Origin of the sequence: Marinibium conchae (genome assembly GCF_015595035.1) — a bacterium.
In the GTDB taxonomy this organism is placed as follows: Bacteria; Pseudomonadota; Gammaproteobacteria; order Enterobacterales; family Alteromonadaceae; genus Glaciecola.
On record NZ_JADNRN010000005.1, the window covers coordinates 1 to 15,495 of the forward strand.

Consider the following 15,495-nt stretch of genomic DNA (forward strand, 5'->3'; position numbering starts at 1 on the left):
ACGTTTCGTGCCGTCTCAAGCGGGATGCGTATACTACCTACATCCAATTTATTGTCAAGCCATTTTGCAAATTTATTTGAATTTATTTTTGACCGAAGTCGATGTAAAACCCAACACAAATTGTAAAACACTTGCCACTTCAACTTAGCTCTAAACTTGCGTTTGGATGTCTCCGTTGAAGTGAGCGCGCATTTTAGAGATTAAATGTTTTTGTGCAAGTACTTTTATCAAAAAAACTGAAAAATCCTAAAAAAACTTGTTTCACTGCTCTTTATTCACTCAAAACGACTAATATTCCATCAAATTGCAATATTTTTCCTATTCAAACGATTGAAAACTGGCAAATGTCGCTTAAAAGCGTCATATTGTAGGTGCCTTTTACATAACATTAACAAAAAAAGATAAGGAAAGGTTATGGTATCCATAAAAATGCCGCTAATTGTGGTGGCATCAATCATACTTGCTGTGATTGGTTATATAGTTACATCTTCAGTTTCACCCACTGATGCTTCCATTATTCAAAAGTCTACATTCTCAATCGGTGTTTTAGCTACCGCTGTCACATTTGTATTATTAGGCAGTCTTACGAAAACAAAAGGAACATCAACGCCAAGCTCAAGTTCAACATCTTCAGGTGCTTCTATAGATACAGATAATGATGACATAGCAACTTTGTATGTCGGTAATCTTCCATATAGAGCTAACGAGCAAGTTGTGAAAGAACATTTTGAAAGCTTCGGCTTTGTAAAATCGGTTCGTTTAATGAAGGACAAGCGAACTGGAAAACGAAAAGGCTTCGGCTTTGTAGAAGTTGGCTCAGCTGAAGCAGAGACCATGATAGAAAAACTGAATGATTCTGAATTTCAGGAAAGAACAATAAAAGTTCGTCCTGCAAAAGACAAAGTCGCTTAGATATATCTACACCAATAAAGTAAAAGTCCACTGCAAGCTATAGTGCCAGCTAGTTATGAACTGGCTGGCACTTTCTTTTAGACGGGGATATCTTTGCTTTTTATGCGTGTTGGCGCATTATTGCTAATGCCGCATATCCACCAATTAGTAGTCCGGTTTTGGCTCTATACCTTCAAGAAGCTTTGCGTTGAAAGAATGAAAGCGATTAATTGCCGTTAAAATATCGGGAACTTGAACATCTTTCAATTCATTAACTAAGCTATTTATGACTGATTTAAAATCACCCTGACTTTCTAATGTCTCTTGCGCTTGATCTAAGCCATCTAATAACTTATTCAGATACTGAGCTACCGCCTTCGGTGCTTTCAAATCGGTATCATCGTTTGAGTACTGTTGAATTTCTCCATACTTCTGTACCTTCTGATAGCTTTCAGCTTGAGTGAGTTGAAAAGCGAAAGAAGCCAGCTCTTTGTTATCGAAGCCAACATTCAAAGAGTCTTCAAAAGCCTTTTCAATATCTCCTCTGTAAAAACTATTTGCTATATCATCTGCCTGAGCAACTAAATCTCCGATAGCCTTGAGCTCTTCGTCATCTAGCTCCCCAGATATTGCTAACGAGAAACTTTGGCTCTCTTTCAGTATAGTGTTGGATACTCCTGATTCGGTTGAGATAAATGACCGACTATCTAAGCTTTGCGATAGCCCGAACTGAATTGTTACCTCATCGCCGTCGCGCGTCCGTACGTAAAACTCACTTAGTTCACTGCGTTTTGCTTCTAAGGCTGTGTTGAGACCTATCTGCTCGTCCTCGGCAACTGGGAAGATGTTATTTTCTAGCTTATCAATGCCATCAAAAATCGTATCTCGACTTGCATTAATGCCTTTTTCAATATCATCATTTATCGAGTTACTTAACTCCTGGCGAGCAAGTGCGATACCTTTGTCGACACCAAAGCGCGCTTGCTCAAAAAGAGAATTTAGCTTTTCATCCGACGAACCTGATGATGCTGCTTTATTAATCACGCCGCCAACAAAATTGAGCACATTTTTTGCGACTTCTTCAAAGTCGAAAAGTTGCGTGTTGTCCGTGGCTTTTGATTTAGGGTTTTTCTCGCTACCCTCTTCACTTTCTTCACGTAACTCGAGGGCATCATTGATGGCACCTCCCAATACTCGGGCAGCAATAGAACGCCCGTCAGATATAGATTCATTAGGTGCAATGAATGACTGCTGCAACTCTCTAGCCTGTTGCAGGCCGTCTTGTTGGAGCTTCTTATTCAATACTTCATCAGGGCGAACAACTTGTTGCTTTTCGCCTTGGTATGTTTTTACTTCTACTATATTCATTTCAGATACCTCACTATCCTCAACAACCTTATCGACTGCAGAATGCAAAACCTTAAGCTTTAACTTGGTAATTTTTTCAAAAACCTTACAATCCACCTATATTAACGAGAGAAATGGCGTACTTATGGCACTTGAATTAACTCAAGCCTATGCAGAGCAACTACAAGACAAAGAGAAGAAAATCAAAGATTTGCTTTCTCCCTTTTATACCCTAGCAATCGATTCTTACCCATCAAAACCCGAAAACTTTAGAATGCGTGCTGAGTTTAGGATCTGGCACGAGGGCTCTGATAGCTATCACATCATGTTTGACCAGAATTCTAAGCAACAATACCGCGTTGATTACCTTCCTGCGGCAAGTCTTCTAATCAACAAGGCAATGACTGCAGTTTGCAATGCACTTGTTGGTAATGAGGTGTTGAGAAAAAAACTGTTTCAGATTGATTATCTCAGTACACTTACCGATGAGATATTGGTAACGATGGTATATCATCGTCCCCTTGATGATGAATGGTTAGAGGAAATCGCTAAGTTACAGCAAGGTCTAGCGCCAGAAATGAAAGTTGAATTCATTGGGCGCTCAAAGAAACAAAAGCTAGTGCCCGACAGAGATTATGTGATTGAGCGTCTTCCAATTTTTGATAAACACTACGAATTTAAGCAAATTGAAAACAGCTTTACTCAGCCAAACGCACTAGTTAATTGTAAAATGATTGAGTGGGCAATGACGCAGACTAAGCAGTCTGATGGAGATTTACTTGAGCTCTATTGCGGTGCAGGCAACTTTTCGATCCCTATGGCTTCGATTTTTGACAAGGTACTCGCTACTGAAATCTCGAAAACATCTGTGAATGCAGCTCAGTTCAATATTGACAGAAACGCAATTTCTAACTTAAAAATCGTGAGGTTCTCAAGTGAAGAATTTGTCGAAGCGATGAAAGGAGAACGCAAGTTTGTTCGTCTCAAGGATATCGAGTTAAACGATTACGCTTTCTCAACAGTGCTTGTTGACCCCCCAAGGGCTGGGCTTGATAGCGAGACCATTAAGTTAATTCAACAGTTCGACAATATCATTTATATATCGTGCAACCCAGTAACCCTTGCAGATAACTTAACGACACTAACCACCACACATGAAGTAAAACGTGCAGCTATCTTCGATCAGTTCCCATTCACTTCTCATATAGAAAGTGGCGTATTTTTAAGTCGAAGATAAAAGAGGGTAAAATATAAGCGGTGCAATATGCTTTGGACGCCTTATCGAGAAGCGTACTTCACCGCTCCATATTGTACAAAACGCAGTTGGAGCTTCACGCTGGCAGCAATATCACGCCTGGCGATGTCGTCGGAATCTAGGGCTTCTGCACCAGCACTGAAAACCAGTTTGACCATTGCCTCCGCCTGCATCGTTGCTATATTACGTGGTAACTTTAATTGTAAAATTACGTAGTCAGTAAGCTCCTCTATAAAATGCTGGATCTCTCTAACCACCGCTGCTCGAAACGCAGCTGATGTACCGGTGTGTTCACGTAACAGAAGACGAAAAACATTTTTATTTGCTGTAATAAACTCCATAAATGTATCTACCGAGATGTCAATAACTCCACCACCAGCTTCAATACGCTGACGTGCTTGACGCATCAGTTGTCGCAGCGCCAAACCGGCCTCATCAACCAAGGTTAAGCCGAGCTCATTAATATCGCCAAAGTGCCGATAAAAAGAAGTTGGTGCAATTCCCGCCTCGCGGGCGACCTCTCTTAAGCTCATAGCGGATAAACTTTTATCTTCGTCGAGTAGACTGAAAGCGGCATCAACTATGCGTTGTCGAGTTTGAAGTTTTTGTTCTTGTCGGTTCATGTAAATAGAATACAACAAAAACAGAAAGATAAAGAAGTTTATTTCTTGCCAAAAATGACAACTAAAGTTAAATTAGCGTACAGTTGTAAGCTGAAATTTAGGTCATCCTTTGAATAAACCTCCCCTTATTATTACCAACGTTATTGTCTTTAGCGCACTAACATTACTTGCTTTGGTAGGGACACCAATATGGGCAATTATGTACGGTTTCGATTGGATCGAAATCGGCACTGCTATTTTTCTTTTTTATTTTACAGGCATGTCAATAACGGCAGGCTATCACCGCTTGTGGTCTCACAAAACCTATGATGCTCATCCTGTAATACGCTGCATTCTTGCAGTTGGTGGCGCAATGACAGTGCAGAATAGCATTTTACACTGGTCATCTGACCACCGCGTTCATCATCGCCACGTTGATGTAAACGACGAGGACCCCTATTCAGCGAAAAAGGGCTTCTGGTATTCACATATGGGCTGGATGCTTCGAGAGCACAAAGCAAAGCGCTTTGTTGACTACAGTAATTGTAAAGACCTACAGAAAGACAAAGTGGTAATGTGGCAACACAACCATTACCTACCTATTGTTCTTATTGCAAATTTTGGAATCACCGGTTTTCTTGGCTGGCTAAATGGTGACATTCTTTCTATGGTGCTGCTTGCTGGAGTCACGCGGATTGTATTGGTCCATCATGTAACCTTTTTTATCAATTCTTTAGCTCATATTTGGGGCTCAAGACCTTATACTGATACAAACACTGCGCGAGATAATCATCTTCTTGCTTTCTTCACTTTCGGTGAGGGCTATCATAACTACCACCATATTTTTGAATATGATTATCGAAACGGCATTAAATGGTGGCAATTTGATCCGACAAAATGGATGATTAAAGGCTTATCATATCTAGGCTTAACCTCTAAACTTCGTACCTGCCCAGAAGAACGAATTGAAAAAGCAAAATTAGAAATGCAACTCAAATATGCCCAAGACAAGGCAATACTCTTACCAAATACTGAGGAGATTATTGCGAGAATGGAAAAGGAATATGAGGAGCTAGTGCAAAGAATGTCCGACTTTTACGCGGCTAAGAAACGCTTAATGAACGCGAAGAAAAAGAACCTCCAGAAGACCTATGAAAGCCTTGAGCTCGACTTTAAATGCAAAGAACTGAAAAAGAACTTTGAAATACAAAAGCAAAAATGGCGATCGGTGTATAGCTTCTATTTCGAGCAGCAAACTGCTTAAACAGGGATATTTAATATGAAAGGATGCTTTGGCATCCTTTTTTATTCGTCAAATATTGATAAACTATTGAAAATTAGATTGGAAATAGCATATGCCACATAGAAAAAAATCAAACCAAGACTTCGATTTCGATGCTGTTGTCATTGGCACAGGCCCTGCCGGTGAAGGGGTCTCAATGCAGCTTTCAAAAGCAGGAAAGCGTGTAGCAGCCATCGAAAGATACGAGTCGGTAGGTGGAGGTTGCACTCATTGGGGCACAATTCCTTCTAAGGCTTTGCGCCATTCAGTGAGTCGCTTGGTTGAATATAACCAAAATCCGCTATTTAACGATAACAATTCCTCAAGAAGTTTAACCTTCGCCGATATTATGCAGCATGCTAGTGGTGTTATCAGAAAGCAATCAAGACTACGCTCTAGTTTTTATGATAGAAACGGAGTACCTGTTATTACTGGTGAAGCAAGCTTTATCGATAATAATACACTGAGTGTCAGTCGTATTGACGGCTCAGTTGAAACAATCACTGCAAAGCAGTTTGTGCTTGCTGTTGGCTCAAGCCCATATAAACCAAAAGATATCGATTTCACGCACCCTCGCATATATAACAGCGATACTTTACTTTCTTTGAAGCATCACCCCAAAAGTGTCATTGTCTATGGTGCTGGTGTAATTGGAAGTGAATACGCTTCGATATTTAGAGGTATGGGAGTGAAAGTCGATCTGGTAAATATGCGTGATCGCTTACTTTCCTTCTTAGATACTGAAATATCTGATGCGTTGAGCTATCACTTGTGGAATAACGGTGTGGTTATTCGCCATAATGAAGAATACGAGTCTGTTGAAGCTCATGACGATTATGTTGTTCTAAACCTAAAATCAGGTAAGCGAATGAAAGCAGATTGTCTTCTTTTTGCAAATGGAAGATCGGGTAATACAGCTGAACTTGAACTTAAAAATGTTGGTTTGAAAGCTGATAGTCGTGGCCAGGTAAAAGTAAATGGCAACTACCAAACTGACGTAGAAAACATCTATGCTGTCGGCGATGTAGTAGGCTACCCTAGTCTTGCATCTGCAGCATATAATCAAGGCCGATTTGCAGCAGAGGCTATGCTGTCAGGAGAGTGTCACAAAGCACTTGTAGAGGATATACCAACAGGCATTTATACCTTGCCGGAAATTAGCTCAGTGGGAAAAACAGAGCAGCAACTTACCGAATTACGGATCCCTTATGAAGTAGGAAGAGCTCAATTCAAGCACCTTGCGAGAGCACAAATAGCAGACACAGTGGTGGGCAGTTTGAAGCTTCTCTTCCATCGTGAAACAAAGGAATTATTAGGTATACACTGCTTTGGAGAACGTGCTAGTGAGATCGTCCATATCGGTCAGGCGATTATGCAGCAAGAAGGTAAAGGCAATACAATAGAGTATTTTGTTAACACTACTTTTAATTATCCGACAATGGCTGAGGCATATCGGGTAGCCGCCTTGAATGGCTTAAATAGAGTCTTTTAATTTCATTAAGATGGAAAAAAGCGCCTAAGCTACAATAGCGAAGGCGCTTTTTTTATTTCTAAAACAGGCTAGCGCTTATTTAACAAGCACCGTTGAATCCATCACTATGCCTTTATCATTAACATTAACATCCACCGACAAAACCATATCAGTTTCCATCATTGATTCTAGCTCAGGTGGCATTGGCTGACCCGACATTTGCATGATAGGCAACAACTGCTTAAAGAACTGCCCATAGTCTATGGTTATTGCTTGCAAGCCATTTGCTTCAACACTTTCGCTAAGCACTGATTCAGCTTGTGCTTTCGCTTTTTCACCAGCATAAATGACCAAGTGCTCTTGGTTCGCTTGCGCCATCACTTGAATGCCAAACTGATCTAGCATTGGCACAAGTTGATTCAAAGACAACTCTTCACCCGCAGCTGGCAATGGTTGCGCACCAAGGAAAGGGACGAAAGTTTGTAAGCTGCCGTATAAAGCTGAAATATTCTTAGCTGAAACTGACACAACCGCGTCTATCGCCATCGATTCACCAGACATGTCAAATACAAACTCATTTATAGCCGCTGCCGTACCGAAGAAACCGTTGGCAACACCAGCCATAGCAAAAGCGCCCGTTGGATTATTTTGCTTAAGCTCTTCTTGAGCCATTACTAAGGGTTCACATGATAACGGTAGGTTTGCCATTGCATTAAACATTGAGTTAACACTGCCACTCAATTCAGCTACTTCAAGCCCAACACCGATCGACATGATGCTGTTATTATTTTTTACATAACCTGGAATGAAGCCTCTAAGCGCCTTTAAGCCATCGATTGCAACTTGGCTATTAGTCGGGATTAACATTGAGCCTTGTACTTCTACTCCTGCGTCACCCTTCATGTTCACTTTGCTGTCGATGAACAAGCCTGGCCACAGCGCCGTAAGCATGCCGATATCAGCCTTGCATGCAGGCTCTCTAAACATTTCGAACTCTTGAGCAAGCTCATCGCCAGCAAGCAAATTCAAGTCCTTCGCAAGTGAGTTACCGTCAAGACTAGTAAACATAAGCCCAATTTGCTCAGTACTTATGAAGCCGAAACCTTGAGAGCCCATACCGTAGTCTTTAGTCAATTTTTTGTATATCTCGCTACCAACAAGAGGGTTTTGTTGCTTTGCAAAAGCCATTGTTGTTTTTAAATGTTCTTCGCCTAACTTAGGACTGTGCAGTGCAACCACACCCCAGCCATCCGCTGCGCGTACTAGCAGATCAATCTGTTCATTTTCATCTAGCACGTAGCGAACATAACTTTGTCCGTCAAGCAGCTCATCGCTAAAAGCAATATTTGATGCCTGTTGCGCTTCAGCGAAAAAAGCCAAAAACTTAGCTTCGTCTTGCAACTCGAAATGAATAACAGGAGCGACGCCATTCATAAACAAAAGCGAGCGAAGTTGATTTTTGATACCTGTCTTAGCTTCCATCTGATCTGGCGTAGACACAGCATCAATGAATGAAGCAAAAAGACTCATTGCAAACTTAGCGCTTTCATCGGTTTCATATTCGAGCTCTTGCTCTAGCATAGTGCTCAAGTCACCATATTGACCTGGCTGAAGCCCTAAGGAAGCAAGATAAGTTTTCATATCAAGCGGCTCAACTTGCGCTGACAATACAACCGTATCAGCCGGCACATAGTCCAGCCTCTCCATTTTTGAGGCAGAACCTGACCCTAAAAATTGATACGCACCTACACCTAGAGCAACAAGCACTAAGATTATAATGAGATTCTTCATTGAAACGACCCTTGTAGAATTGAAATGCAGCGTCCATCGCAGCATTTTTATTTAAGTGGTGAATATATCACCTTTTTTAATGAAAATTGACTGTTTTGCTGATTTTTAGTCTCAAATACAACAAAGCCTCCAAAAGGAGGCTTTTGATATAGCAAGTATAATGTTGTTTATTATGCTTAACTAGCCGATAAATACTGGCTTTGCACTACAACTTATGCCACTAGTTTCTAGCTAATTGAGCATCTCGGTGGGCAACAACTTCGATCGACAATGTTTTTGGATCAAAGGTCATGGTGGCGATAGCTCTGTCACTAACTTGATTTGCATTTTGAATAAGTGACTCTTCCACTTTTTTGAAAGCGATGTTGGAAGAAATCTGCTTGCTCATACACTCACTATTCATAGTGAGCGTTTTTTTATCCATACAGTTAAATAACTTTGCATCACCGGCCTCTGCTGCTGCCATGCCAGTAGATAGAACGTAAGCGCTAGCGATAAACGTTGCTGTTGCAACTGATTTTCGAGAAATAGTTAACGTCATTTCTTGAGCCTTGGTGATTAAACGTGCGTCAACTATACGCAATTATAAGACAAATAGCAATGCAAATCACAGAAATATGACAGTAATATTACAGTAATGCTAAAAAATCATGACACTACTGATTAACCGCCTTGCTAATTTCAGCAGACATTGAACTCGCTAAATAGCTTCGCAGCTTATCAAAACTCATTGGCCGAGCGAAGTAATAGCCCTGAGCCTCTTGAGCACCAAGCGCAATCATTTTGCGAACTTGCTCTTTATTTTCAACGCCTTCTGCAATCGTCGTTAAGCCTAGTTGCTGCCCAAGATTCACTATCACTTGGGATATGACCTCATTTTTTCTATTGCCACACTCCTGCACAAAGGACTTATCAATCTTGAGGCGATCAAGTGGCATTTGTTGAATATAACTAAGAGATGAGAAGCCAGTACCAAAATCATCAATTGCGATAGATATTCCGTAATTTTTTAGTTCATTAAGCGATTGAATAACGATTTCGGGTTCATCCATCACAACACTTTCTGTCACCTCTAACTCTAGTAAACTGGGTGTTACACCATGGATGTCGAGAATATACTTAACGTATGGGACAAACTCAGGATCTCTAAACTGTAGTAACGATACATTTACCGCCATTCTTAGTGGTTTATTCTCGGTAGTAGCCAACATTTTCATTCGCCTAATTGCTTCGGCTAATACCCATTTACCAATGTCAACAATACTGCCTGAATACTCAGCCAGTGGCACAAATACCTCAGGAGAAACGAATTCTCCTTTTGCATTTCTCCATCGTAGTAAAGCCTCAAGACCTATCAATTCTCCGCTATGTAAATTAACTTGCGGTTGATACCACACTTCCAATTTCTCTTTATCAAAATCGTGTTGTAAGTTTCGAATTATCTCTAATCGTTCTTTGGTTTCCTCGTCCATCGCTGGCGAGTAAAAGCTATAATTAGAAGTTAGCGATTGTTTTGCATGGTTTAGTGCGACATTCGCGCAGCGCAATTGAAATATGGCATCAATATTCGGTGCAACACTATGCATACCTACGCTAACATTTACTTGTAAGGTGTGTACGCCAATCGAGAAAGGCGTTCTAAACAGGTCATTAATGATAAATGGGTCGACAAAATTGGCGTCGCCTACAATTCCAAATACATCGGCGGTTACCCTGCCAATGTGAACATCGCTATCGAAAGAATTTTTCAAACGGTTGGCAACCGCAATTAAAAGAGAGTTACCGATATCTTGGCCTAGGCCGTCGTTCACATCTGAAAAGTGTTTTAAATCGACTAAAGCAATATTTTGAGAGAGCGCCGTAAGCTTCGATTGACTTATGAGGTTTATAAATTCATTACGATTGGGAAGCCTGGTCAGCCAATCGTTGAATGATGTTTTCTTTAGCTTTCTATATAGGTTGATGTTCTCTAGTGCAATACTCATTTGACTCGCTAGGGTTTCTGCTAAGGCCCTAGCATCAGCGCCAATAGCTTCCCGAGTACGAAAATAAATCGCCCCTTCGATACCGCCATGACACATATACAAAAAGTTATATTGCCCGCTGTAGTAATTTGCCTTAGCGTCTATGCAATGGTTGTACATGGTTAATATCTGAGAACTAACACAAGTATTAGCATTTTTGCCTACTTGTTCAGCAGCATTATCATTGCCACCCAAAACGAGGAGTTCATCTCCTTCTTGGCCAAGTAAAAACGCAGCGCGCGCAATGCATAGTGCATCATGCTCGAGTGCCAAAATGCTTGATAATTTTTGTAGATAATAATTTAAGAGAGCTTCGACTGAGTCACTCGCAAAGGGGCTAAGCGTAGTGTCATTTATGGTCGAAAGGCCTTCTATTAAACGATTATTCATCGTCACCGATTCACCTGTATATAAGATAATTACACGATTGATATGAGAAGCATAAAACAGAACTGTCTCTAATTAGATACAATAGCTGCCTCAACGTAAAAAAACCAGCTAAAAGCTGGTTTATTTTTAATCAATTGTCCTGTTTTGCTATTTAGATGCCATCGCCGTCACCGAACTCGTGCAAACCGCACTCGCGCTTTAATCCGAAGAAACGAGTATCTTGTTCGCTCATACCATCTTTCAGTGCAACTGTAGTGTGCCAATCGCCAATTGAAACATAACCTTCGTCCCACAAAGGATGATACGGCAGCTTCTTAGCCTTGAGATACTCGTGCAACTGTTTATTGGACTGATCAATAATAGGATGTACTTTGAACTGTTTTGCTTGCTTTTGCAGTACCTTGAGCTTGCCACGAGAATCCGATTGATCTCGACGTAGGCCAGCAAACCACGTCCCAACTTGTAAGTCAGCTAATGCCTGTTTCATGGGTTCAACTTTATTGAGCTTGTTGTATTTCTCAATACCCTCAACGCCTTGTTCCCACAACTTTCCGTATTTAGCTTCTTGCCATGCTGGTGTAATTGGCGCAGTAAACACCTTTACATTTAAGTTCAGACGCTCTGTTAACTCATCAATAAATTGGTAAGTTTCGGGGAATAAATAACCCGTATCGGTGAGCACTACTGGTATGCCTGGCGCAACCTCGTTTAACAAGTGCAACATGACCGCCGACTGCGCTCCAAAGCTAGAAGACAACATATGGTTTGCGGGCAAGTGTTCTAAAGCCCACTCAACTCGCTGTATCACCGATTTTTTTTCAAGTTGCTCATTGAGCTGCTCGAGCTCTGCTGATTCCACCGAGAAATTAATTGGCGATTCCTGTGTGACTCTTTGCGCTAAGTTACTCATAGAAATCCTTAGCTGAGTCGATGACAGGCGCTACAATGCCAGCTCTGATAACAAAATCACCAAAGGCCTCTTTATCGTTTCGCTCCTTCGACCAACGCCCAATGAGCTCATCAAGATGCCCCATTATTTCGGTATCGGTGATATTTTCCTTATACATTTTTGGAATGCGAGTCCCTTCTCGATCACCACCGATGTGGAAGTTATATTTGCCCGGCCCTTTGCCAACCAAGCCAACTTCGGCAAGCATTGCCCTACCACAACCATTCGGGCAACCGGTAATGCGGTAGATAATACTTTCTTGCTCCATACCGTGCTTAGCCAACAGCGCCTCTACTTCAGTAACTGCACTCGGTAAGTAACGTTCGGCTTCCGCCATTGCAAGCGGACACGTTGGCAACGACACGCAGGCCATTGAGTCTTTTCGCTGATTTGACACCGAAGCTTCAATCAAGCCGTGTTTTACTGCCAAGGATTCGATTGTCTCTTTTTGTTCGCTTGGCACACCTGCAATAATCAAATTTTGATTAGCAGTCATGCGGAAGTCGCCTTTGTGTATTTTAGCGATTTCAGCACAACCCGACTTTAGTGTCTTATTGGGATAATCCAATATTCGGCCATTTTCGATGAATACTGTTAGGTGGTGCTTGCCATCAACTCCTTCAACCCAACCAAAGCGATCGCCACGACTGGTAAATTCATAAGGACGGCTTTCACCGAACTTAACACCTGCTCGTTTCTCAACTTCGGCTTTAAAGTTTTCAACGCCAACGCGCTCAAGAGTATATTTTGTTTTAGCATTTTTACGATTAACTCGGTTACCCCAATCACGCTGAGTTGTTAATACTCCAGCGGCCACATCAAGTGTTTTATCCAAGGGTATGAAACCAAAGTCATCTGCCTTTCGAGGAAAAGTTGATTTATCGCCATGTGTCATGGCTAACCCCCCCCCTACGAGTACGTTAAACCCTATCAATCTTCCATTCTCTGCAATGGCAACAAAGTTAAGGTCATTCGCATGCACGTCAACATCATTATTAGGTGGCACTACAACGGTTGTCTTGAACTTACGCGGTAAATAATTATTACCGAGTATAGGTTCGTCTTCTTGCGTACTTTCAATCTTTTCGCCGTCTAACCAAATCTCTGCATAAGCTTTTGTTTTAGGCAATAAGTGTTCACTTATTTTTGTTGCCCATTCGTAAGCTTCCTGATGCAACTCAGATTCAACCGGATTAGATGTACACAAAACGTTGCGGTTAACATCACCAGCAGTCGCAATAGAGTCAATGCCGGCTTTGTTCAACGTTTGGTGCATTAACTTAATATTAGGCTTGAGCACACCATGAAACTGAAAAGTTTGACGGGTAGTAAGGCGAATACTGCCGTACATAGTGTAGTCGGCCGCGAACTTATCAATAACTAACCATTGGTCCGGTTTGATTATTCCACCAGGCAGACGAGCTCGTAGCATGACATTGTGCAAAGGCTCAAGCTTTTGTTTAATGCGCTCAGCTCTGATATCGCGATCGTCTTGCTGATACATTCCATGAAAACGTATAAGCTGGAAATTGTCAGCCGTAAAACCACCGGTAACGTCATCACTTAAATCCTCAGTAATCGTGCCTCGTAACAGACGACTCTGGCCTTTTAAGCGTTCGTTATCAGATAGCTTGCCTTCTACGACAAATTTGTTGTCATTATTCATTAGTAAACATCCTTCTGATAACGTTTCGACTTTCTAAGGTTAGTGACATATTCTTTCGCTTCACTTTCAGACTTATTACCGTGCTTAGCAACAAGCTCTAGTAGTGCCGACTCAACGTCTTTAGCCATTCTTAAAGCATCACCACAAACATAGAAATGCGCACCATTTTCAAGCCATTCAAATATTTCTTTGCCATTTTCTCGAATACGATCTTGCACATATATTTTATTCGCTTGGTCGCGTGAAAATGCCAAACTAATTTTGCTTAACAAGCCCGATTTTAAATAAGCTTGCCATTCAGTTTGATAAAGGAAATCTTGGGTAAAGTTTGGGTTACCAAAAAACAGCCAATTTTTACCTTCTGCTTCTGTCGCATCGCGCTCTTGCATAAATGCTCTAAACGGGGCTATACCAGTACCCGGACCAACCATTATTATTGGTAAACTCGGATCAGCAGGAAGTCGGAAATTATCATTACTTTCAACGTAAACCTTAACTTGTTGGCCTTCTTCTAAGCGAGAAGACAAAAAGCCGGAAGCGCCCCCCTGATGAGTAAAACCATTTGCTTCGTATTCAACATGAGCAACAGTTAAATGAACTTCATCTTCAACTTCAGCTTGGCTAGACGCAATTGAATAAAGGCGTGGAGTGATTGGTCTTAGTGCATCAACTAAAGCTTGTGCCGTAATCTTAGCAGGGTACTTTAGAACAACATCAACTATTTGTGATACCGACAAAAACTCTCTAAGCGCCGTTTTATCTTGCATCAATTTGCCTAGCTCAGCTTGCTGAGTTGCCTCTTGATAAGCCTTTACAAAGCCGGGATAACTCAACGTTAACTCTAGTTTGTTAACTAAAGCATCGAGCAGGCTAAATTTGGCATCGCCAATGCTCACTTCAGTGTCGGCTTCTGTACCAGTTGCCTCAATGATTCTGGCCGCGACTTGTTCATCGTTGCTAAACCAGACACCAAGAGCATCCCCGGGCGCATATTCAATGCCACTGTCTTCCAAGGATATTTCTATGTGTCTGATATCCTTGATTGAATCCCGCCCCGTAATTTTTAGCGCATCACTTAAACTCGCTTCAAAAGGATTCTTTTTATTATATAAGGATTCAGCAACCGCATTGGCAGCCGGCCTTAATTGAGTAATTTGTTCAGTAACTACGGGCTTCAGTTCATTTTCGAGCTTATCATTTATAGCAACAGACCATGCCGCAATTGCTTCTTCATAATCAACATCGCAGTCCAGACGGTCGACTAATGCAGTAGCCCCCAAAGCAGAGAGTCTTGAATCGAAATCTTTGGCCGTTTGACAAAAGAACTCGTAACTAGTGTCGCCTAAACCAACCACTGCATATTTGAGTTTTGTTACTTTAGGTGCTTTTTTACTGGCTAGAAACTCATGTAATTCAACAGCATCATCGGGTGCGTCGCCTTCACCGTGTGTGCTCACGACAACCACCAAGTGGGTTTCATTTTTTAGCTGACGAGGCTTGTAATCTGCCATGCTGACGACTTTGGTTTGAAAGCCTTTTTCAGTTGCCGCCGTTGAGTAGCTTTGCGCAACGCCTTTCGCGTTGCCGGTTTGCGAACCATATAAGATGGTAAGTGTCGGTTGTTCGGCCACCGAAGTAGATGTGCTAGGAACTGCACTAGCGACACCGCTAGCATGTGAAGCCATGCCTGCAAAGTAGCCACTTGCCCAGATGAGTTGGTCTTTATTTAGCGCCGAAGCGGCAGAAGAGAGCAACTGGAGTTGTTGCTCATTCAATGCAGAAAAATTGCTTTTGTCGTTATTTGCTGTCATTTATCGCTAGCCTTAG

General features: G+C 41.6%; 12 protein-coding genes. 4 read left to right on the forward strand and 8 right to left on the reverse strand.

What is annotated here, in order from left to right; genetic code table 11:
- The first annotated feature begins 423 nt into the window (after positions 1–423).
- Positions 424–912: an RNA recognition motif domain-containing protein gene (locus tag ISG33_RS16300; RefSeq protein WP_370545345.1), complete on the forward strand. Its 489-nt coding sequence runs from the start codon at positions 424–426 to the stop codon at positions 910–912.
- A gap of 144 nt (positions 913–1,056) precedes the next feature.
- Here the strand turns inward: ISG33_RS16300 and ISG33_RS16305 are convergent, their stop codons facing one another.
- The gene (locus ISG33_RS16305; RefSeq protein WP_195734717.1) at positions 1,057–2,259 is read right to left on the reverse strand and encodes a DUF5610 domain-containing protein; all 1,203 of its coding nucleotides are present in this window, start codon (positions 2,257–2,259) and stop codon (positions 1,057–1,059) included.
- A 124-nt stretch (positions 2,260–2,383) separates the two neighbouring features.
- On the opposite strand from ISG33_RS16305, the gene trmA reads away from it, so the two are divergent.
- Positions 2,384–3,475, forward strand: a complete 1,092-nt coding sequence (trmA, locus tag ISG33_RS16310; protein WP_195734718.1) for a tRNA (uridine(54)-C5)-methyltransferase TrmA — start codon at positions 2,384–2,386, stop codon at positions 3,473–3,475.
- Between the two features lie 41 nt (positions 3,476–3,516).
- Here trmA and fabR read toward each other — a convergent pair whose 3' ends face one another.
- A complete protein-coding gene (gene fabR, locus ISG33_RS16315) occupies positions 3,517–4,116 on the reverse strand; it encodes an HTH-type transcriptional repressor FabR (protein ID WP_195734719.1) in 600 nt (199 codons plus the stop codon).
- A gap of 109 nt (positions 4,117–4,225) precedes the next feature.
- On the opposite strand from fabR, the gene ISG33_RS16320 reads away from it, so the two are divergent.
- Positions 4,226–5,359 carry an acyl-CoA desaturase gene (locus tag ISG33_RS16320; protein WP_195734720.1) on the forward strand — a complete coding sequence of 378 codons (1,134 nt, stop codon included), beginning with the start codon at positions 4,226–4,228 and terminating at the stop codon, positions 5,357–5,359.
- Between the two features lie 91 nt (positions 5,360–5,450).
- Positions 5,451–6,869 (forward strand): Si-specific NAD(P)(+) transhydrogenase, encoded by a 1,419-nt coding sequence (gene sthA / locus ISG33_RS16325; RefSeq protein ID WP_195734721.1) that lies wholly within the window; start codon positions 5,451–5,453, stop codon positions 6,867–6,869.
- Between the two features lie 75 nt (positions 6,870–6,944).
- On the opposite strand, the gene ISG33_RS16330 is transcribed toward sthA, so the two are convergent.
- From ISG33_RS16330 to ISG33_RS16355, 6 genes are all read right to left on the reverse strand, one after another.
- The gene (locus tag ISG33_RS16330; RefSeq protein ID WP_195734722.1) at positions 6,945–8,639 is read right to left on the reverse strand and encodes a hypothetical protein; all 1,695 of its coding nucleotides are present in this window, start codon (positions 8,637–8,639) and stop codon (positions 6,945–6,947) included.
- A 220-nt stretch (positions 8,640–8,859) separates the two neighbouring features.
- Positions 8,860–9,180 (reverse strand): pyridine nucleotide transhydrogenase, encoded by a 321-nt coding sequence (locus ISG33_RS16335; RefSeq protein ID WP_229333660.1) that lies wholly within the window; start codon positions 9,178–9,180, stop codon positions 8,860–8,862.
- Between the two features lie 115 nt (positions 9,181–9,295).
- Complete coding sequence (locus ISG33_RS16340) at positions 9,296–11,053, reverse strand: bifunctional diguanylate cyclase/phosphodiesterase (RefSeq protein WP_195734723.1); 1,758 nt, start codon at positions 11,051–11,053, stop codon at positions 9,296–9,298.
- Between the two features lie 151 nt (positions 11,054–11,204).
- Positions 11,205–11,963, reverse strand: coding sequence for a phosphoadenylyl-sulfate reductase (locus tag ISG33_RS16345; protein WP_195734724.1), 759 nt, complete (start codon positions 11,961–11,963; stop codon positions 11,205–11,207).
- Positions 11,956–13,668 carry an assimilatory sulfite reductase (NADPH) hemoprotein subunit gene (cysI, locus tag ISG33_RS16350; RefSeq protein ID WP_195734725.1) on the reverse strand — a complete coding sequence of 571 codons (1,713 nt, stop codon included), beginning with the start codon at positions 13,666–13,668 and terminating at the stop codon, positions 11,956–11,958. Before cysI ends, ISG33_RS16345 begins: the two co-directional genes overlap by 8 nt.
- The gene (locus tag ISG33_RS16355) at positions 13,668–15,479 is read right to left on the reverse strand and encodes an assimilatory sulfite reductase (NADPH) flavoprotein subunit (RefSeq protein ID WP_195734726.1); all 1,812 of its coding nucleotides are present in this window, start codon (positions 15,477–15,479) and stop codon (positions 13,668–13,670) included. The genes cysI and ISG33_RS16355 overlap by 1 nt, the downstream gene beginning before the upstream one ends.
- Between the last annotated feature and the right edge of the window lie 16 nt (positions 15,480–15,495).